The following is an 18,551-nucleotide window of genomic DNA, read 5'->3' as shown; positions in this document are numbered from 1 at the left end:
GACAAAGGATTCGTGAGTACCCTTGCGCACACCATGATGACCGCCGCCCGCCATGCCGACACCGGCCTCGCCGGCCCGGGCGAACTCGACCGCTACCCCTATGCGGAGACCTCCGGGTCGGACCGGGTCGGACCGCCCCACTGGGACGGCGCCGACGTCGAGTTGAGCCGTGTGGGCCGCCGGGCGGCAGGCAGCCGCGGCCGCGGGCTGCACGGTCAACTCGTCCAGCAGCTCGGCCAGATGATCGTCTCCGGCGACCTCGGCGCGGACCGGCCGCTGGTCCCCGAGGAGATCGGCCAGCGCTTCGAGGTCTCCCGCACCGTCGTCCGCGAATCGCTCCGGGTCCTGGAGGCCAAGGGCCTCGTCAGCGCCCGCCCCAACGTGGGCACCCGGGTCCGCCCGGTCGCCGACTGGAACCTCCTCGACCCCGACATCATCGAATGGCGCGCCTTCGGCCCCCAGCGCGACGACCAGCGCCGCGAGCTGGGCGAGCTCCGCTGGACCATCGAGCCCCTGGCCGCCCGCCTCGCCGCCGGCCACGGCCGCCCGGACGTCCAGCAGCGCCTCTCCGACATGGTCGAGATCATGGGCCACGCCCTCGGCCAGGGCGACGCGATCACCTTCGCCCGCGCCGACAACGAGTTCCACGCGCTGCTGATCCAGGTCGCCGGCAACCGCATGCTGGAGCACCTGTCGGGCATCGTCTCCGCCGCCCTCCAGGTCTCCGGCACCCCCGTCACCTCCTGCGACCGTCCCAGCGAGACCTGCGTGGCCCACCACGCACGGATGGTCGAGGCCCTCGCAGCCGGTGACGCCGCGGGTGCCGAGAACGCCATGCGCCAGCTTCTGACGGTGCATCCGGAGGTCGAGCGCGTGGTCCCCGCCCCGCGCGAGCACTGAGCCTCCGGCGCACGGGGGCGCGCGGGTGCAGCACCGGTCGCCGGGCCCGTTTTCGGGCCCGGCGACACCGGTGTGCGGGGGGTGCCGGAGCCCCGGTGTGATCTGGGCCACGAAGATTGGGCGTAACGCTCTGCGACGTCACGCGATGACCTAAGCGGTGATGGCCGACGGAGGGAAGACAGCAGCCCTTGGGGTGCTGTGCAGCTCCCCGGCCCCTGCCCGCGCCCCCGGCCCATCCCCAGTCGGTGGTCGTCGGCTCCGGTCCAGCACCAGGCCGGGGTCGGAACCCGTTCCCATCGTTCCGAGAGGTTGTTCGTGTCGGCCAGCACATCCCGTACGCTCCCGCCGGAGATCGCCGAATCCGAGTCTGTGATGGCGCTCATCGAGCGGGGCAAGGCCGAGGGGCAGATCGCCGGCGATGACGTGCGTCGGGCCTTCGAGGCTGACCAGATTCCTGCGACCCAGTGGAAGAATGTCCTGCGCAGCCTCAACCAGATCCTCGAGGAAGAGGGTGTGACGCTGATGGTCAGTGCCGCAGAGTCGCCCAAGCGCACCCCACGCAAGAGCGTCGCAGCGAAGACCCCCGCCAAGCGTACGACGACCAGGCCGGTCGCCGCCAAACCGGCGGCTCCCGCGACCGCGGCCGAGACCCCGGCCGAGCCGGGAACGGCGGAACCCGACCTCGCCGACGCCCTCGCGGGCGAGCCCGCGGCCGAGCCCGTCGCGAAGAAGACCGCGGCCCGCAAGACGGCGGCCAAGAAGGCGGCACCCGCCAAGAAGGCCACCGCGAAGAAGACCGCGGCCAAGAAGACCGCCGCCAAGAAGGACCTGGACGAGGGCGACGAAGAGGCCGTCGACGAGGGTCCCGAAGCGGCGAAGGCCGAGGGCGAGGAAGAGGAGGAGGGCGGCGAGGCCAAGGGCTTCGTCATCTCCGACGACGAGGACGACGCCCCCGCCCAGCAGGTCGTCGTGGCCGGTGCCACCGCCGACCCCGTCAAGGACTACCTCAAGCAGATCGGCAAGGTCCCCCTCCTCAACGCCGAGCAGGAGGTCGAACTCGCCAAGCGCATCGAGGCGGGACTCTTCGCCGAGGACAAGCTGGCCAACTCCGACAAGCTGGCCCCCAAGCTCAAGCGCGAGCTGGAGATCATCGCCGAGGACGGCCGCCGCGCCAAGAACCACCTGCTGGAGGCCAACCTCCGCCTCGTGGTCTCCCTGGCCAAGCGCTACACGGGCCGCGGCATGCTGTTCCTGGACCTGATCCAGGAGGGGAACCTGGGTCTGATCCGCGCGGTCGAGAAGTTCGACTACACCAAGGGCTACAAGTTCTCCACCTACGCCACGTGGTGGATCCGCCAGGCGATCACCCGCGCCATGGCCGACCAGGCCCGCACCATCCGCATCCCGGTGCACATGGTCGAAGTGATCAACAAGCTGGCCCGCGTGCAGCGCCAGATGCTCCAGGACCTGGGCCGCGAGCCCACCCCGGAGGAGCTGGCCAAGGAACTCGACATGACCCCCGAGAAGGTCATCGAGGTCCAGAAGTACGGCCGCGAGCCGATCTCCCTGCACACGCCGCTCGGCGAGGACGGCGACAGCGAGTTCGGCGACCTGATCGAGGACTCCGAGGCGGTCGTCCCGGCCGACGCCGTGAGCTTCACGCTCCTGCAGGAGCAGCTGCACTCGGTTCTGGACACGCTGAGCGAGCGCGAGGCCGGCGTGGTGTCGATGCGCTTCGGCCTGACCGACGGCCAGCCCAAGACGCTCGACGAGATCGGCAAGGTCTACGGGGTCACCCGCGAGCGCATCCGCCAGATCGAGTCCAAGACCATGTCGAAGCTGCGCCACCCGTCGCGCTCCCAGGTGTTGCGCGACTACCTGGACTGACCGGACCGGCGGGCCCACGGAGGTGGCCGCGCGGGTGCGCGCGGCCACCGGGCATCCCACTCTGGGTGGAGTCATGCACACTCGGAGTCAGGAGGCCCCATGCGTCGTCCCTTCGCCCGTGCCCTGGCGGGCGCACTGACCCTGGTGGCGGGAGCGGCCGTGGCGCCGCTGGCCCAGGCGCCCACGGTGGCGGCCGACAGCGTCGTCATAGGCGGGAAGCCGGTGAAGGTGGCCGACAGCCCGTGGGTCGTGGCCCTGGCCAGCCGTGACCGGTTCGGAGGTATCCGCGACGGGCAGTTCTGCGGGGGCGTCCTCGTCGCCCCGACCACGGTGGTCACGGCGGCCCACTGCCTGGGCCGCCAGGTGCTGGGCGGTCCGGTGGACTCCGTAGCCGACTTCCGGGTGATCACCGGCCGGACGGAGCTGCGCGCCCCCGAGGGGCGGGAGATCGCGGTCCGGTCGGCCCGGGTGAACCCGGCGTACGACCCCGGCACCAACGCCGGCGACCTCGCCGTACTGGAACTGGCCGAAGCGGTGCCCGCGGACCACGTGCTCCCCATGGCCGGCGAGGGCCACCCCGGCTACGACGCGGGCACCGGGGCGGCGGTCTACGGCTGGGGCGACACGAGCGGATTCGGCGACTACGCGTACGGGCTGCGGGCGGCACAGGTCACCGTCCTCGACGACGAGGTCTGCCGGCGCGCGTACCCGGGCAACGCGGACGGCCAGTACCGGGCCGACTCCATGGTGTGCGCGGGCGACCGGTCGGGCGGCAAGGACGCCTGCCAGGGGGACAGCGGCGGGCCGCTGGTGGCACGGGGCAGGCTGATCGGCCTGGTGTCCTGGGGCCGCGGCTGCGGGCGCGCCGACAGCCCGGGCGTGTACACCCGGATCGCCCCGTTGATCGACTTCGTGAGCGGCCCCCAGAGGGACCGGCGGCCGAGCGGGGTCTAGCGCTGCGCGGACGGCCTCCGCAGGGGCTCCAGGGGCCCTGTACGGCCCGGCGCGGGGGCGGTGGGGCCGGAGGGTGACTCCGGAGCGGGGAGGGCGGGCCGCGGGAATGAGGACGGGCGGCGCCTCTGGGTCTCAGAGACGCCGCCCGTCGACCGGCCTAGCCGGTCCTGGCTCGTCGGATGCGAGGTCAGGCCTTGTGTCAGCGGTCCTCGGGGTCGGCTGCGTGGGCGGCCGGAGCGGACGTCAGCCGCTCGGTCTCATCCTGTATTTCCGCGGCGATCTTCTTGAGTTCCGGCTCGAACTTACGCCCGTGGTGGGCGCAGAAGAGCAGTTCACCACCGCTCAGGAGGACGACGCGCAGATATGCCTGGGCGCCGCAACGGTCGCATCGGTCAGCGGCCGTCAGCGGGGTCGCGGGTGTCAGAACAGTAGTCACGTCGCCTCTTCTCTAGCTCGACGAGCTGTCGTACCAGGGTCAACATCCAACCAGGCCGAAAACGTTCCCGCTCGCGGCTTTTCCTCGAAACTTCCTTCCGAAGCTGGCCGGCTGCTGCCGGTTGGCGGCGAAGGAGCCGTATTGCGTTGCTTTACGGTTTCGCGTTGTCAGTCGTTCGCTTGTAGCAGTTCTCGTCCTCCCCGGCGTGAGTGCCGGATGTTGATGAGGACGTGCCCGAACCCTAAATGGTTCATGCCTGGAAGGGAACGTGATGTTTGCTTCACCCTCACGGGGGATCGAACACCCGTACGGATCTGGACTAGGCTGTGGAACGCGCGAGGGTGGCGTTTCACCGGCTCTACCTGGCCTCGGTACCCTTCGACGGGCAACCGAGCCACCCCTGCGCCCCAGCGGGTCAGAGAAGAAATTCAGCGAGGAGCGAACTGCGTGACCGCCGACACGTCCGTGCCTTCCAGCGCGCTGCTGTCCGGAGCAGACCGGGACGGTTCCAACTACACCGCGCGGCACCTGCTCGTCCTCGAGGGCCTCGAGGCCGTCCGCAAGCGCCCCGGCATGTATATCGGCTCGACCGACAGCCGAGGCCTGATGCACTGCCTCTGGGAGATCATCGACAATTCCGTCGACGAGGCCCTGGGCGGCTACTGCGACCACATCGAGGTCGTCCTCCACCCCGACTCCTCGGTCGAGGTCCGTGACAACGGCCGCGGCATCCCGGTCGACGTCGAGCCCAAGACCGGCCTGTCCGGCGTCGAGGTCGTCATGACCAAGCTGCACGCCGGCGGCAAGTTCGGCGGCGGCTCCTACGCGGCCTCCGGCGGCCTCCACGGCGTCGGCGCCTCCGTGGTCAACGCCCTGTCAGCCCGACTCGACGTCGAGGTCGACCGAGGCACCACCCACAGCATCAGCTTCCGCCGCGGCGTCCCCGGCCTGTTCACCGAGGAGGGCGCCGACGCCCCCTTCGAGGCGGGCAGCGGCCTGCGCAAGGGCAAGCGGGTGGCGAAGGGGAAGACCGGCACCCGGATCCGCTACTGGGCCGACCGCCAGATCTTCCTCAAGGACGCCCGCCTCTCCCTGGAGACGCTCTACCAGCGCGCCCGCCAGACCGCCTTCCTCGTGCCCGGCCTGACCATCGTCGTCCGCGACGAGCGGGCCATCGACGGCGCCGGCAAGACCGAGGAGACGTTCCGCTTCGACGGCGGCATCAGCGAGTTCTGCGACTACCTCGCCCAGGACAAGGCCGTCTGCGACGTGCTGCGCCTGACCGGGTCGGGCACCTTCAAGGAGACCGTCCCGGTCCTCGACGACCGCGGCCACATGACCCCCACCGAGGTCACCCGCGAGCTGGGCGTGGACATCGCCCTGCGCTGGGGCACGGGGTACGAGACCAACGTCAAGTCCTTCGTGAACATCATCGCCACCCCCAAGGGCGGCACCCACGTGGCCGGATTCGAGCGGTCGGTCGCCAAGACCGTCAACGAGGTGCTGCGCTCCGCGAAGCTGCTGCGCGTCGCCGAGGACGACGTCGTCAAGGACGACGCCATGGAGGGCATGACGGCCGTCGTCACCGTCCGCCTCGCCGAGCCCCAGTTCGAGGGCCAGACGAAGGAGGTGCTCGGCACCTCCGCCGCCACCCGGATCGTCGCGGCCGTCGTCGCCAAGGAGCTCAAGGCCTTCCTGACCTCCACCAAGCGCGACGACAAGCAGCAGTCCCGGGCCGTGATGGAGAAGATCGTCGCGGCCGCCCGGACCCGCATCGCGGCCCGCCAGCACAAGGAGGCGCAGCGCCGCAAGACCGCGCTGGAGTCCTCCTCGCTGCCGGCCAAGCTGGCCGACTGCCGCAGCGACGACGTGGACCGCAGCGAGCTCTTCATCGTCGAGGGGGACTCGGCCCTCGGTACGGCCAAGCTCGCCCGGAACTCCGAGTTCCAGGCGCTGCTGCCGATCCGCGGCAAGATCCTCAACGTCCAGAAGTCCTCGGTCTCGGACATGCTCAAGAACGCCGAGTGCGGCGCGATCATCCAGGTCATAGGAGCCGGCTCCGGCCGTACCTTCGACATCGACGCGGCCCGGTACGGGAAGGTCATCATGATGACCGACGCCGACGTCGACGGCTCCCACATCCGCACCCTGCTGATCACCCTCTTCCAGCGGTACATGCGGCCGATGGTCGAGGCGGGCCGGGTCTTCGCGGCCGTCCCGCCGCTGCACCGGATCGAGCTGGTCCAGCCCAGGAAGGGCCAGGACAAGTACGTCTACACGTACTCGGACAACGAGCTGCGCCAGACGCTGCTGGAGTTCCAGCGCAAGAACATCCGGTACAAGGACTCCATCCAGCGCTACAAGGGCCTCGGCGAGATGGACGCGGACCAGCTGGCGGAGACCACGATGGACCCCCGCCACCGCACCTTGCGGCGGATCAACATCGGCGACCTGGAGGCGGCGGAGCAGGTCTTCGACCTCCTCATGGGCAACGAGGTCGCCCCGCGCAAGGAGTTCATCACCAGTTCGGCCGCGACCCTGGACCGCTCGCGCATCGACGCCTGATCCGGAGCCCCGGCGCTCTTCGCCCCCTCACCTGATGGAGTGAAGAGCGCCAGGACACCAGTCCGGAAAGCGACCATTCGGCACATCCTTGTGAGCACGCCGCCAAGGCGGCAGCGGACAAGGAGAGTTCGGTGGACAAGCACGAAGGTCGCGAAGCCGGAACGATCCGGCTCGACGACCCCTGGTACGACGCGCTGGCCGTGGGCTGGGGCGAGGGCGCGGAAGCCGTTCCGCCGCGCCCGGCCCCGGCGGACCGCGGTGCCCCGAGCGCCTCCGACATCTACCTGGAGGTGCAGCGCAGCGCCGCCTTCCAGGAGGTCCGCGGCCGGTACCGCAGGTTCGTCGTCCCCGCGACCGCCGGCTTCCTCCTCTGGTACGTCGCCTACGTGATCGCGGCGACGGCCGCGCCGGGGCTGATGGCCCGGCCGGTGGTGGGATCGTTCAACGTGGCCCTGCTGGCGGGCCTCGGCCAGTTCCTGAGCACCTTCCTGCTGACCTGGGCCTACTCCCGGCACGCACGGCTGCGCCGGGACAGTGCCGCGCTCGACCTGCGCTGGACCGTGTTCGAACGGGAACGCGGCCAGGAGCGCAGCCGCACGGGCCGGGGGGAGGAGCGGTGACCTCCGAGCACCAGACACTGGCGCTGATCCTCTTCAGCCTGTTCATCGCGGTCACCCTCGGCATCACCACCTGGGTCAGCCGCAGGAGGCACGGTTCGGCGGAGGAGTTCTACGCGGGCGGGCGGCTGTTCTCCCCGATGGAGAACGGTTTCGCCATCGCCGGCGACTACATGTCCGCGGCCTCCTTCCTGGGGGTCTCCGGGCTGATCTCCCTCTTCGGCTACGACGGCCTGCTGTACCTGATCGGGTTCCTGGTGGCCTGGCTGATGGTGCTGTTCCTGGTGGCCGAACTGGTGCGCAACTGCGGGCGCTTCACGCTGGCCGACGTCGTCGTCGCCCGGATGAGCGAGCGACCCGTACGGATCGCCGCGGGCACCTCCTCGGTGGTGGTCTCCGTGCTGTACCTGGTGGCGCAGATGGTCGGCGCCGGCAGTCTCGTGGGCCTGCTCCTGTCGGACGCGGGCCCCGGTGCCCGGACCCTGACCGTGGTCGGGGTCGGCGCGCTGATGGTGGTCTACGTGGCCTTCGGCGGGATGCGGGCCACCACCTGGATCCAGATCGTCAAGGCCGTCCTGCTGATCGGCGGGGCGATCGTCCTCACCGTGCTGGTCCTGCTGCGCTTCCACGGGAACCTCGACCAGCTCCTCTCCGGCGCCGCCGAACGCAGCGGGCACGGGGCCCGGTTCCTGAGCCCCGGCCTGAAGTACGGCGGCGGCTGGACGTCGCGCCTGGACTTCATGAGCCTGGGTCTGGCCCTGGTCCTCGGCACGGCGGGGCTGCCCCACATCCTGTCGCGCTTCTACACCGTGCCCACCGCGCGCGCCGCCCGCCGGTCGGCGGTGTGGGCGATCGGGCTCATCGGGGGCTTCTACCTGATGACGATCGTGCTCGGCTTCGGAGCGGCCGCGCTGGTCGGCCCCGACGCCGTGCGGGCGTCCAGCGCCTCGGGAAACACGGCCGTGCCGCTGCTGGCCGGGTTCCTCGGCGGGGGCGCCGACTCCACCGGGGGCGCGGTGCTGTTCGCCCTGGTGGCGGCCATCGCCTTCGCGACGATCCTCGCCGTGGTCGCCGGGATCACCCTGGCCTCGTCGGCCTCCGTCGCGCACGACCTGTACGCCTCCCTCCGGCGGCGACGGGCCCGGCAGCGCAGCGAGGTGACGGTGGCCCGGGTGGCGGCCGTGGGGATCGGGGCGGTGGCCATCGGGCTCGGGCTGCTCGCCCAGGACATGAACGTGGCCTTCCTGGTGGGCCTGGCCTTCGCGGTGGCGGCCTCGGCGAACCTGCCGGTGCTGCTGTACTCGCTGTTCTGGCGGGGGTTCACCACCCGGGGGGCCGTGTGGTCGGTGTACGGGGGGCTGGTTCCGGCGCTGCTGCTGGTCGCCCTGTCGCCGGTGGTCTCCGGGAGTCCCGGATCCCTCTTCCCCGGCGTGGACTTCCAGTACTTCCCGCTGCAGAACCCGGGGATCGTCTCGATCCCGCTCGGCTTCCTGGCGGGCTGGCTGGGTACGGTCACCTCCGCCGAGGAGCCGGACGAGCGCAAGTACGCGCAGACGGAGGTGCGTTCGCTGACGGGGGCCGGGGCGGTGTGAGGTGCGCGGGGCGGTGGTTCAGGCGCCGGCCGACGGGACCCAGGTGTAGCGGTGTTCCGGGCGGCCGGTCTCGCCGTAGCGCAGGGCCAGGGAGACCCGGCCGGCACGGTCCAGGAGCTTGAGGTAGCGCTGGGCCGTCTGCCGGCTGATGCCGGCGCGGTCGGCGATCTGCTGGGTGGACAGGGGCCCCTCGGCCGTGCGCAGCACCCTGCGGACCAGCTCCGCGGTGGTGGGGGAGTGGCCCTTGGGCAGCTCGTTGGGGGTGCCGGCCGAGGCGAGGGCCCCGAAGATCCGGTCCACCTCGGCCTGTTCGGCCTCGCCGCCGCCGGACAGGGAGCGGCGAAGGGCCGCGTAGGCCTCCAGTTTGGCGCGCAGACCGGCGAAGGTGAACGGTTTGACCAGGTACTGGAGGGCGCCGAGCCGCATGGCGGCCTGGACCGTGGCCAGGTCCCGGGCGGCCGTGACCATGATCACGTCGGTGTGGCGGCCCAGCTGGCGCAGACGGCGCACCAGGTCGAGGCCGGTCCCGTCGGGGAGGTAGTGGTCGAGGAGGACCAGGTCCACCGGGTGGGCGGCGAGGAACTCCAGTGCCCCGGCCGCCGAATGAGCCTGGCCGGACACCCGGAACCCGGGAACCTTCGCCACGTACGCCGCGTTGATACGGGCAACACGCATGTCGTCGTCGACGACCAATACGTGGATCGGGGACTCGCTCACCGCAGGGCCTCCGGAAGTACGACGGAGAACTCCGCCCCTCCGTCCTCTGCGCCGCCGGCCCGGGCGCTGCCGCCCTGCCGCTCCGCGAGGCGGCGTACCAGGGCGAGGCCCAGCCCGCGCTCGCGGTGGGCGGCGGGCAGCTTGGTCGACCAGCCCTCCGTGAAGATCTCCTCGTGCCGGCCGGCGGGGATCCCGGGGCCGCTGTCACGCACCCGCAGGACGACGGAGCGTCCTTCCGCGCGGACGTCGACCTCGACCAGGGGTGCGGCGGAGCCCGCCGCCGCGTCCAGGGCGTTGTCGACGAGGTTGCCGAGGATCGTGACGAGCCCGCCGGGGTCCACCAGGCGGTCGGGGAGGAGGGAGTCCGGGGCGAGGCGCAGCGGGACGCCGCGCTCCGCCGCGACGGTGGCCTTGCCCACCAGCAGTGCGGCCAGGAGGGGGTCGTGGACCTTCTCGGTGACCTGCTCGGCCGTGGTGCGGTGCACCCCCACCACCTCGGTCACGAAGGCGACGGCTTCCTCGTGCAGGCCCAGTTCGAGGAGGCCGAGGAGGGTGTGGAGGCGGTTGGCGTGCTCGTGGTCCTGGGCGCGCAGGGCGTCGATCAGGCCCTTGGTGGAGTCGAGTTCGCGGCTCAGGTGCTCCAGTTCGGTGCGGTCGCGCAGGGTGGCGACGGCGCCGCCGTCGGCGGTGGGCATGCGGTTGGCGACCAGGACGCGCGGGCCCTGGACGGTCAGCAGGTCGCGGCCGGTGACGCGGCCGGCCAGGACGTCGCTGGTGCGGCCCGCGCCGAGGACCTCGTCCAGCGGGCGCCCGGCCAGGGTGTCCGGGTGGGCGTGGGGGAGGCCCAGCAGCCGGGCCGCCTCGTCGTTGACGAGGCGTACCCGGTCGTCCGGGTCGAGGGCGATCACGCCCTCGCGGATGGAGTGCAGCATCGCCTCGCGCTCGGCGAGGAGGCCGGCGATGTCGGAGAAGGCCAGGTCCCGCGTCTGCCGCTGGATCCGGCGGGAGAGGAGGTAGGCGGCGAGCGCCCCGGCGGCCAGGGCGCCGCCGGCGTAGGCGAACAGGCCCGGGATGGCGCCGAGCAGCCGGTCGCGCACGCTGTCGTAGGCGATGCCGACGGAGACGGCCCCGACGATCTCCCCGTCGGCGGCGACGAGGGGGACCTTGCCGCGGGCGGAGCGGCCGAGGGTGCCCTGGTCGATCTCCATCACCTCGTGTCCGGCGAGGGCGTCCGCGGGGTCGGTGGAGACGGGCCGGCCGATGCGGTCGGGGCTGGGGTGGGAGCGGCGGATCCCCTTCAGGTCGAGGACGACGACGTACTCGGCGCCGGTCGCGCTGCGGATCCGCTCGGCGGCCGCCTGGACGGGGCCGTCGGCCGTCGGCTCCGACCTGAGCAGGTCGGCGGCCAGGGAGGGGTCCGCCGCGGCGCTCTGGGCGATGGCCAGGGCGCGCCGCATCGCCTGGTCGTCCAGCTGGTGGCTCAAGGGGGCCAGGAAGAGCCCCGTGGCCAGCACGAGGACCCCGGCGGCGATGGCCAGCTGGGTGAGCAGGATCTGCGACACGGCGCGTCGGGGCAGTCCGAGGCGCCGGGTGCGCGGGGGGAGGAACCGCATGACCAGTAACCGTAGGTCGGCGGGCGCGGAAGCGGAACGTCCGTCGCGCAGGCGAGCTTCCGTGGTCACGGACGGTGAGCGGGCTCCGGGCCGGTCGCCGCCGGGCCCGGGAGGTCCCCGCGCGCGCCGTGCGGGCCGCGTCCGGCGGGCGCCGGGGTGGGTCCTCTGCCTTTCGGCAGAGGGGCGGATCGGCCGTGAGGCGCATGCCCGCGCCGGTTCCGGAATCGATACTGGTCAGCGTGGTGAGTAATGGTCCGTTCCGTTTCCGTCGTCCGCTCCGGGGCCCCGTGCGCGCGGGGGCGGAGACGGCCTGGGTGCTGCTCGCCGGGCTGGGCGTGTGGCTGGTGGTCGGCTACCTCGGGGTGCTCCCGCGCCCGTACCTCCAGCTGCCCGTGCTGGCGGTCGGTGCGGCCCTGTTCCCCTTGCGGCGCCGCTTCCCGGCCGCCGTCCTCCTCGTCCTCGCGGCGCTGACCGGGCTGGCCTGCTGCGTCGGCCCGGTCACCGCGGCGACGGCGTACACCGTGGCGCGGCGGACGGTCCGGGCCCGGCGGCGGGCCCGGCTGCTGGCCGCGGCTGCCGTCCTGCTGGTGGTGTGCGCGACCCTGGCCGCGCCCTGGCTCGGTCCGGGACCGCTGCCCTACGGCCCGGCGCTCGGGCTGGTCCTGACGCCGACGGCCGTGCTCGTCCCCGGCCTGGTCGGCACCTCGTACGGACAGCAGCGGCGCCTGGTGCGGGCGCTGCGCGAGCGCGGGGACGCGGCGGAGCGGGCCCGGCGGTTCGCCGACAGCGAGGCCCGGATCCACGAGCGCTCCCGGATCGCCGCCGAGATGCACGACCTGGTCGGGCACCGGCTCAGCCTGATCTCCCTGCACGCGGGCGGGCTGGAGCTGGCCCTGGAGCACGCCGACCCCGAACTGCGCGAGGAGGCCGTCCTGGTCCGGCGGACCACCCGGGACGCCATGCGCGAGCTGCGCCAGGCCCTCGGCGTGCTCGGGCCGCTGGGCCGGGACACCGGCCCCGAGGCCCTCACCGACGCCACCGGCACCCGCGCCGACATCGAGGCGCTGGTGGCGCGGTCGCGGGACGGCGGGGTCGCCGTACGCCTCGACTGGACGGGGCCGGACCTGGACTCCCGCCCGGCGGGGGTGCGGCGGGCGGTGCACCGGGTGGTGCGGGAGGCCCTGACCAACGTGCACCGGTACGCGAGCGCGGCGCACGTCGCCGTGAGCGTGGCGCACGACGAGGAGACGGTACGGGTCACCGTCCGCAACGGCGCCCCGCCCGCCTCCGCCGCCCCCGCTCCCGCCGCCGGCCTGGGCACCGGCCGAGGCCTCACCGGCCTGCGCGAACGGATCGGGCTGCTGGGCGGCACCTTCGACGCGGCCCCGCTGCCCTCCGGCGGCTTCCGGGTGGAGGCGGCCCTGCCCGCCGAACCCGGCGACGCCCCCGCTGCCCGGCCCGCGGGCGCGGACGAGGACCGCGGTGCGTCCCCGACCGGTTCCGGAGCCGAAGGCCGGCTCCACGCCGCGGCCCCGCCCGGCGGCGTTCGCGGAGCCGCGCCCCCTGCCGGATCCCCGAGCGCCGCCGGCGCGCCCGCCGCCGCGCCCGGACGCGGCACCGCGCAGGCGCTGACGCTCGCCCTCGGGATGGTGGGGCTGAGCGTGCTGATGGCCCTCGGGACCCTCTTCGTCTACGCCACAGCACCGCACCGGCCGTCCGGACCGCCCCCGCTGCCCCGCGTCGGCATGACCTACGGCGACCTGACCGGTGCCGGGGTCCTGGACAACCGGGCCGTCCGCGCCGCGGCCACCGGCCGGGAGCCGCCGCGCCCGCCCGGCACGGCCGGCTGCGTGTACCCGTTCAACGGGGCCACCGAGTCCCGGCCCGGCTCCCTGACCATCGCCCGCTACTGCTTCGACCCCGCGCAGCGCCTCATCGCCATCGACCGCTTCACCGTCCCGTCGGTCCGGGACGCCACATCCTGGGAGACCCCGTGACCGCGCCCGTCCACCCGATCCGCGTCCTGCTCGCCGACGACGAGACGATGATCCGCGCCGGAGTGCGCCTGATCCTGCGGCACGCCGACGGCATCGAGGTCGTCGCCGAGGCCCCCGACGGCCGGCAGGCGGTCGCGCTGGCCGCCGCGCACCACCCGGACGTCGTGCTGCTGGACGTCCGGATGCCGGTCTGCGACGGGCTCGCCGCGATCGCCCCGCTGCTCGCCCTGGACCCGGCGCCGCGCGTGGTGATGCTGACCACCTTCGGAGACGACGAGAACGTGGTGCGGGCGCTGCGGGAGGGCGCCGCGGGCTTCCTGCTGAAGGACGAGGGCCCGCAGGAGCTGATCAGCGCGGTGCGGGCGGCCGCCGCCGGGGACGCCGTGCTCTCCCCGGGGGTGACCGGGGCGGTGATCTCCCGGATGCTGACCGCCGGTGAGCCGCGCGGCGCCGCCGGAGCGGCGGACGAGCGGATCGCCCGGCTGACCGGCCGGGAGCGGGAGGTCCTGGCGATGCTCGGTGAGGGCCTCTCGAACCAGGACATCGGCACCCGGCTCGGCATCGGCACCGGCACCGTGAAGACCCACGTGGGCGCCATCCTCGACAAGACCGGGTCGACGAGCCGGGTCCAGGCGGCGCTGCTGGCCCACCGGACCGGCCTCGCCCCTTGACGCCCCCCCGAAGGGCAGGGCCCCGCCCTGCGGACCTCTGCCCTTCGGGGGAGCGCGGGCGCCGCGCACCGGTCCTTCGGCAGAGCCGAACTCCCGCCTCCAGGGCGATGTTCGTGCAGGTCAGGGCCGTGACGATGGAGGCATGTCACAGAACTTCCCCTCCCCGGCCTCCCCTTCCGGCGCGGCCCTCGCCGAACCGGCCGCCCGCGCCGCCGGCCTGACCAAGACGTACGGAAAGGGCGAGACCCGGGTCACCGCGCTCGACGCGGTGTCCGTGGACTTCGCCCGGGGCCGGTTCACCGCCGTCATGGGCCCCTCCGGCTCGGGCAAGTCCACCCTGATGCACTGCATGGCCGGCCTGGACCCGGTGACCTCGGGATCGGCGCGCATCGGCGGGGTCGAGCTGTCCTCACTGAACGACCGGCAGCTGACGCGGCTGCGCCGGGAGAAGGTCGGCTTCGTCTTCCAGGGCTTCAACCTGATGCCCACCCTCACCGCGCTGGAGAACATCACCCTGCCGCTGCGGCTGGCCGGCCGCCGGCCCGACGCCGCCTGGCTGGACACCGTCGTCGCCACCGTCGGCCTCTCGGGCCGGCTCGCGCACCGCCCGTCCGAGCTCTCCGGCGGCCAGCAGCAGCGGGTGGCGGTGGCCCGCGCGCTGGCGTCCCGTCCCGAGATCGTCTTCGCCGACGAGCCGACCGGCAACCTCGACTCCCGCTCCGGCGCGGAGGTCCTCGGGTTCCTGCGCGACTCGGTGCGGGAGCTGGGCCAGACCGTGGTGATGGTCACCCACGACCCGGCGGCCGCGGCCCACGCCGACCGGGTGGTGTTCCTCGCCGACGGCCGTCTGGTGGACGAGCTGCACGAGCCGACCTCCGGGGCGGTGCTCGACCGGATGCTCGCCTTCGAGGCCCGGGGCCGCACCTCCTGACCGGCCCTCCGCCGCCCCTCTGACCCGGCCCGCCCCGCCCTGTTCCGTCCCCCCCGACCGTCCGCCGCGCCACACCTTCTGAAAGCCCGCCATGCTGCGAACAGCCCTGCGCAACGTCCTCGCGCACAAGGCCCGTCTGGCCATGACCGTCCTCGCGGTCTGCCTCGGGGTCGCGTTCATCTCCGGCTCCCTGGTCTTCGCCGACTCCACCACCGCCGCCTACCGCGCCTCCATGGCGCGGAACTACGCCGGGACCGCGGTCACCGTGGACCCCAAGTACCCCCTCGGCGCCCCCGCCGACCAGCGCGAATCCGTGCTCGACGACGCGCTCACGGCGAGGCTGGCCGCCCTCCCCGGCGTCACCGCGGCCCGCCCCTCCGCCGACGGCTCGGCCACCCTGGCCGCCAAGGACGGCACCCCGCTGCGCGCCGGCAACGCCATGGGGAAGCTGGCCGCCGCCTACGTCCCCGGCCCCGACGGCAAGGACGGCCGCTACCCGCTGACCGCCGGCCGGGCCCCGCGCACCTCCGGCGAGGTGGCCCTCGACCGGGGCACCGCCGAAGCCGGCGGGTACTCCCTCGGCGACACCGTCAGGCTGGCCACCGACGGCCCCGTCCTGCGGCTGCGGCTGGTCGGCATCGTCTCGACCACCGACACCCGGGTGACCGCCGGGGGCACCCTCGCCGTACTCGACAAGGCCACCGCCCAGGGGCTGTTCGCCACCCCGGGCCGCTACACCGGCATCGACCTCTCCGCCACGCCCGGCACCGACCCGGGCGACCTCGCCCGGCGCGTCGGCGCCCTGCTGCCCGCCGACCGGGCCGAGGCGACCACCACGGCCGCGCTGGCCGCCCAGCAGTCGGTCTTCATCGACACGAAGACCCGCAGCTACGCGCGGCTGCCCCTGATCTTCGCCGTGGTCTCCCTCTTCATCGGCTCCTTCCTCATCGTCAACACCTTCACCATGCTCGTCACCCGGCGCTCCCGGGAGATCGCCCTGCTGCGCGCGATCGGCGCCACCCGCCGGCAGGTCGTCGCCTCCGTGCTCGCCGAGGCGGCCCTGGTCGGTTTCGTCGCCTCGGCACTCGGCTTCGCCCTCGGGCTCGGTGTCGCCACCGTCCTGCCCGGCCTCCTCGGCGGAGCGGACGACCTGCTGCCCTCGGGCCCGCTCGTGGTCGGACCCGCCCCGGTGCTGGCCTCCCTGGCCGTCGGCGTCGGCGTCACGGTCCTCGCCGCCTGGCTGCCCTCCCGCAGGGCGGCCAGGATCGCGCCCGTCGAGGCGATGCGCACCGCCGAGCAGCCGCCCTCCGCGGCCCTGTCCCGGATCCGGGGCGCGGCCGGCGCCCTCGTGCTCCTCGCCGGCGCCGGGCTGCTGGTCTCGCTGGACGACGCCCGCAGCGCCTCCGACGCCAACCTGCGGACCGCGATGTTCGGCTGCGGGATCCTCGTCATCGGGCTGATCCTGCTGGCCCCGCTGCTGGCCGGCCCCGTGATCCGCGTCCTCGGCCGCCTCACCGGCCGGTTCGGGGTCGCGGGCGACCTCGCGCGGGACAACGCCCTGCGCGACCCGCGCCGTACGGCGGCCACCGCCGTCGCCCTGATGATCAGTACCGCGCTGGTCTGCGGACTCGCCGTCATCGAGCACTCCTCCAGCCGCGCCCTGGACTCCCAGGCGGCCGCCGGGCTGAGCGCCGACTACGTCATCAGCACCCGGGGCAACACCACGGCCGTCGACGCGGCCGCGGTCCGGCGGATCGCCGCCGTGCCCGGGGTCGCGACGGCCTCGCCCGTCGCCGACTCCACCTTCTCGGCCGGGGCCCTCGCCCGGGAGGTCTCCGGCGTCGACCCGAAGACCGTGGGGGCCGTCATGAAGCTCCGCTTCACCAGCGGTTCGGCCGACGGGATCGGGCCGGGCCGGATCGCCGTCTCCGGCAGCTTCGCCCGCGAGAACCGGCTCGTCACCGGCGGGCGGATCGAGGGGAGCATCGGCCCCGGCCAGGGCGAGCGCGACCGGACCTTCACCGTCGTCGGGATCTACGAGGACAACCCCACCGCGCGGGACGTCCTCGCCGACCGGGGCGAGGTCCAGCGGTACGGCTTCCTGCGCGACTCCGTCCAGCGCGTCCTCGTCCGCACCGGCCCGGGCGCGGCGGACGTGGAGAAGCGGCTGCGCGCGGCCGTGGACGACAGCCCGCTGCTGAAGGTGCAGGACCGGAGCCGGCTCGTCCAGGAGCAGGCGGGGGTGGCCGGCGACCTGATGACCATGGTCTTCGGACTGCTCGCCATCGGCGTGGTCATCTCCGCCCTCGGCATGGTCAACACGCTCGCCATGTCGGTCGCCGAACGCACCCGGGAGATCGGCGTCCTGCGCGCCCTCGGCATGGAACGCGGCGGGATCCGCCGGATGATCGGGCTCGAATCGCTGGCCGTCGCCGCCTTCGGGACCCTGCTGGGCCTGGCCGGCGGCCTGTTCGGGGCGTGGCGGGTCAGCGGACTCGCCAACGGGGCCATCCCCCAGTACGCCTTCTCCCTGCCCTGGGGGACCCTCGCCCTGGTCGTCGTCCTCTCGCTGGCCGCCGGCGCCGCCGCGGCCGCGCTCCCGGCCCGGCGGGCCGCCGCGCTCGGCCCCCTGCGCGCGGTGTCCGGCGGCTGAACCGCCGGTCAGGGGAGCGGGCGGGGCGGGCGCGGGCCCGTGTAGTGGCCGCTCGGGCGCATCCGCAGCGGCCGCTCCTGGTACTCCTCCAGGGCGTGCGCGATCCAGCCCGCCGTACGGGCCACCGCGAACACCGTCTCCCCGGCCTCGGCCGTCATCCCGCAGGACAGCGTCAGCACCGCCAGCGCCAGGTCCACGTTCGGGTGCAGCCCGTGCCGGGCCATCACCGCCGCCACCTCCCGGGCCGCGCCCAGCGCGGAGGCCGCCCGGGGCAGCTCCTCCAGCCGGGCGGACAGGGCCCGCGCCCGCGGGTCCTCGCCCCGGTACAGGCGGTGCCCGAACCCCGGCACCCGGCGCCCGGCGCGCAGGTGCTCCGCCACCACGGGCGCGGCGCCGCCCCGTTCCAGCACCTCGGCCAGCATCCGGTGCGCGAGCCGGCCCGCCGCCCCGTGCAGGGGGCCTTCGAGCGCCCCGAGCCCGGCCGAGACCGCCGCGTACGGGTGGGCCCGCGCGGAGGCCGCGACCCGTACGGCCAGGGTGGAGGCGGCCAGGTCGTGGTCGACCAGCAGGGCCAGCGCCAGGTCCAGCACGTCCAGGGCCACCGGGTCCGGGTCCAGCGCGGTCAGCCGGGACCACAGGCCCCCGGCGAGCCGCCCGTCGCCGGGACGCTCCGGGGCCGCCTCGGGCAGGGCGCGGACCAGCGTCGGGATCAGACAGCGGGCGGAGCCCAGTACGGCCTCCTCGGACAGGTCGAAGCGCAGCGGGTCCGCGACCGCGGCGGCGGCGACCGCCACCCGCAGCCGGTCCAGCGGCCCGCTGTGCTCGGGCAGCGCGGCCACCGCCCGCCGGGCGGCGGCCAGGGGCTCCGGGGGAGCGGCGAACCGGGCCTCGGGCGTCATGGTCCCCGTCCAGAGCCACTCGGCGACCTCCTCGAAGGCGTACCGGGAGGCCAGCTCCACGGCGTCCACGCCGCGGAACCAGTACCGGTCGGACCCGGGCTCGATGAGGGTGAGCGCGG

At 73.9% G+C, this 18,551-nt stretch carries 14 protein-coding genes; 10 read left to right on the top strand and 4 right to left on the bottom strand.

What is annotated here, in order from left to right; translation table 11 throughout:
* Positions 1 to 12: 12 nt before the first annotated feature.
* The 3 genes from AB0O29_RS24535 (at position 13) to AB0O29_RS24525 (ending at position 3,741) form a co-directional block, all read left to right on the top strand.
* Complete coding sequence (locus tag AB0O29_RS24535) at positions 13 to 900, top strand: FCD domain-containing protein (protein ID WP_365154812.1); 888 nt, start codon at positions 13 to 15, stop codon at positions 898 to 900.
* Positions 901 to 1,209: 309 nt separating this feature from the next.
* Positions 1,210 to 2,787, top strand: coding sequence for an RNA polymerase sigma factor (locus AB0O29_RS24530; protein ID WP_365154810.1), 1,578 nt, complete (start codon positions 1,210 to 1,212; stop codon positions 2,785 to 2,787).
* A 99-nt stretch (positions 2,788 to 2,886) separates the two neighbouring features.
* Positions 2,887 to 3,741 (top strand): serine protease, encoded by an 855-nt coding sequence (locus AB0O29_RS24525; RefSeq protein ID WP_365154808.1) that lies wholly within the window; start codon positions 2,887 to 2,889, stop codon positions 3,739 to 3,741.
* Between the two features lie 199 nt (positions 3,742 to 3,940).
* Here the strand turns inward: AB0O29_RS24525 and AB0O29_RS24520 are convergent, their stop codons facing one another.
* Positions 3,941 to 4,177 carry a hypothetical protein gene (locus AB0O29_RS24520; RefSeq protein WP_351880652.1) on the bottom strand — a complete coding sequence of 79 codons (237 nt, stop codon included), beginning with the start codon at positions 4,175 to 4,177 and terminating at the stop codon, positions 3,941 to 3,943.
* Positions 4,178 to 4,624: 447 nt separating this feature from the next.
* Between AB0O29_RS24520 and AB0O29_RS24515 the strand changes: the two genes are divergently transcribed.
* From AB0O29_RS24515 to AB0O29_RS24505, 3 genes are all read left to right on the top strand, one after another.
* Complete coding sequence (locus tag AB0O29_RS24515; protein ID WP_365154804.1) at positions 4,625 to 6,742, top strand: DNA topoisomerase IV subunit B; 2,118 nt, start codon at positions 4,625 to 4,627, stop codon at positions 6,740 to 6,742.
* A 131-nt stretch (positions 6,743 to 6,873) separates the two neighbouring features.
* The gene (locus AB0O29_RS24510; protein ID WP_365154801.1) at positions 6,874 to 7,362 is read left to right on the top strand and encodes a DUF485 domain-containing protein; all 489 of its coding nucleotides are present in this window, start codon (positions 6,874 to 6,876) and stop codon (positions 7,360 to 7,362) included.
* Positions 7,359 to 8,951: a cation acetate symporter gene (locus AB0O29_RS24505; protein WP_365154798.1), complete on the top strand. Its 1,593-nt coding sequence runs from the start codon at positions 7,359 to 7,361 to the stop codon at positions 8,949 to 8,951. Before AB0O29_RS24510 ends, AB0O29_RS24505 begins: the two co-directional genes overlap by 4 nt.
* A gap of 18 nt (positions 8,952 to 8,969) precedes the next feature.
* On the opposite strand, the gene AB0O29_RS24500 is transcribed toward AB0O29_RS24505, so the two are convergent.
* Positions 8,970 to 9,668, bottom strand: a complete 699-nt coding sequence (locus AB0O29_RS24500; RefSeq protein WP_365154795.1) for a response regulator — start codon at positions 9,666 to 9,668, stop codon at positions 8,970 to 8,972.
* A complete protein-coding gene (locus AB0O29_RS24495) occupies positions 9,665 to 11,281 on the bottom strand; it encodes a sensor histidine kinase (protein WP_365154792.1) in 1,617 nt (538 codons plus the stop codon). The genes AB0O29_RS24500 and AB0O29_RS24495 overlap by 4 nt, the downstream gene beginning before the upstream one ends.
* 287 nt (positions 11,282 to 11,568) lie before the next feature.
* Here AB0O29_RS24495 and AB0O29_RS24490 point away from each other — a divergent pair, with 287 nt between their 5' ends.
* The 4 genes from AB0O29_RS24490 (at position 11,569) to AB0O29_RS24475 (ending at position 17,533) form a co-directional block, all read left to right on the top strand.
* Complete coding sequence (locus tag AB0O29_RS24490) at positions 11,569 to 13,278, top strand: histidine kinase (RefSeq protein ID WP_365154790.1); 1,710 nt, start codon at positions 11,569 to 11,571, stop codon at positions 13,276 to 13,278.
* Complete coding sequence (locus AB0O29_RS24485; RefSeq protein ID WP_365154788.1) at positions 13,275 to 13,949, top strand: response regulator transcription factor; 675 nt, start codon at positions 13,275 to 13,277, stop codon at positions 13,947 to 13,949. The genes AB0O29_RS24490 and AB0O29_RS24485 overlap by 4 nt, the downstream gene beginning before the upstream one ends.
* A 142-nt stretch (positions 13,950 to 14,091) precedes the next feature.
* Complete coding sequence (locus AB0O29_RS24480) at positions 14,092 to 14,880, top strand: ABC transporter ATP-binding protein (RefSeq protein ID WP_365154785.1); 789 nt, start codon at positions 14,092 to 14,094, stop codon at positions 14,878 to 14,880.
* 91 nt (positions 14,881 to 14,971) lie between these two features.
* Positions 14,972 to 17,533 (top strand): FtsX-like permease family protein, encoded by a 2,562-nt coding sequence (locus AB0O29_RS24475; protein WP_365154782.1) that lies wholly within the window; start codon positions 14,972 to 14,974, stop codon positions 17,531 to 17,533.
* 8 nt (positions 17,534 to 17,541) lie between these two features.
* On the opposite strand, the gene AB0O29_RS24470 is transcribed toward AB0O29_RS24475, so the two are convergent.
* Positions 17,542 to 18,551, bottom strand: a 1,010-nt coding sequence (locus tag AB0O29_RS24470; protein ID WP_365154779.1) for a citrate/2-methylcitrate synthase, incomplete at its 5' end; no start/stop codon positions are given.

It is taken from the genome of Streptomyces sp. NPDC089915 (assembly GCF_040684675.1).
Classification (GTDB): domain Bacteria; phylum Actinomycetota; class Actinomycetes; order Streptomycetales; family Streptomycetaceae; genus Streptomyces.
This window is presented reverse-complemented; position numbering and strand designations above follow the sequence as displayed.

What these genes read in the sequence shown, in the direction of transcription:
- AB0O29_RS24525 (WP_365154808.1), top strand. Translation starts at nt 2,887, where the DNA reads ATGCGTCGTCCCTTCGCCCGTGCCCTGGCGGGCGCACTGACCCTGGTG.
- AB0O29_RS24495 (WP_365154792.1), bottom strand. Translation starts at nt 11,281, where the DNA reads ATGCGGTTCCTCCCCCCGCGCACCCGGCGCCTCGGACTGCCCCGACGC.
- AB0O29_RS24480 (WP_365154785.1), top strand. Translation starts at nt 14,092, where the DNA reads ATGTCACAGAACTTCCCCTCCCCGGCCTCCCCTTCCGGCGCGGCCCTC.
- AB0O29_RS24475 (WP_365154782.1), top strand. Translation starts at nt 14,972, where the DNA reads ATGCTGCGAACAGCCCTGCGCAACGTCCTCGCGCACAAGGCCCGTCTG.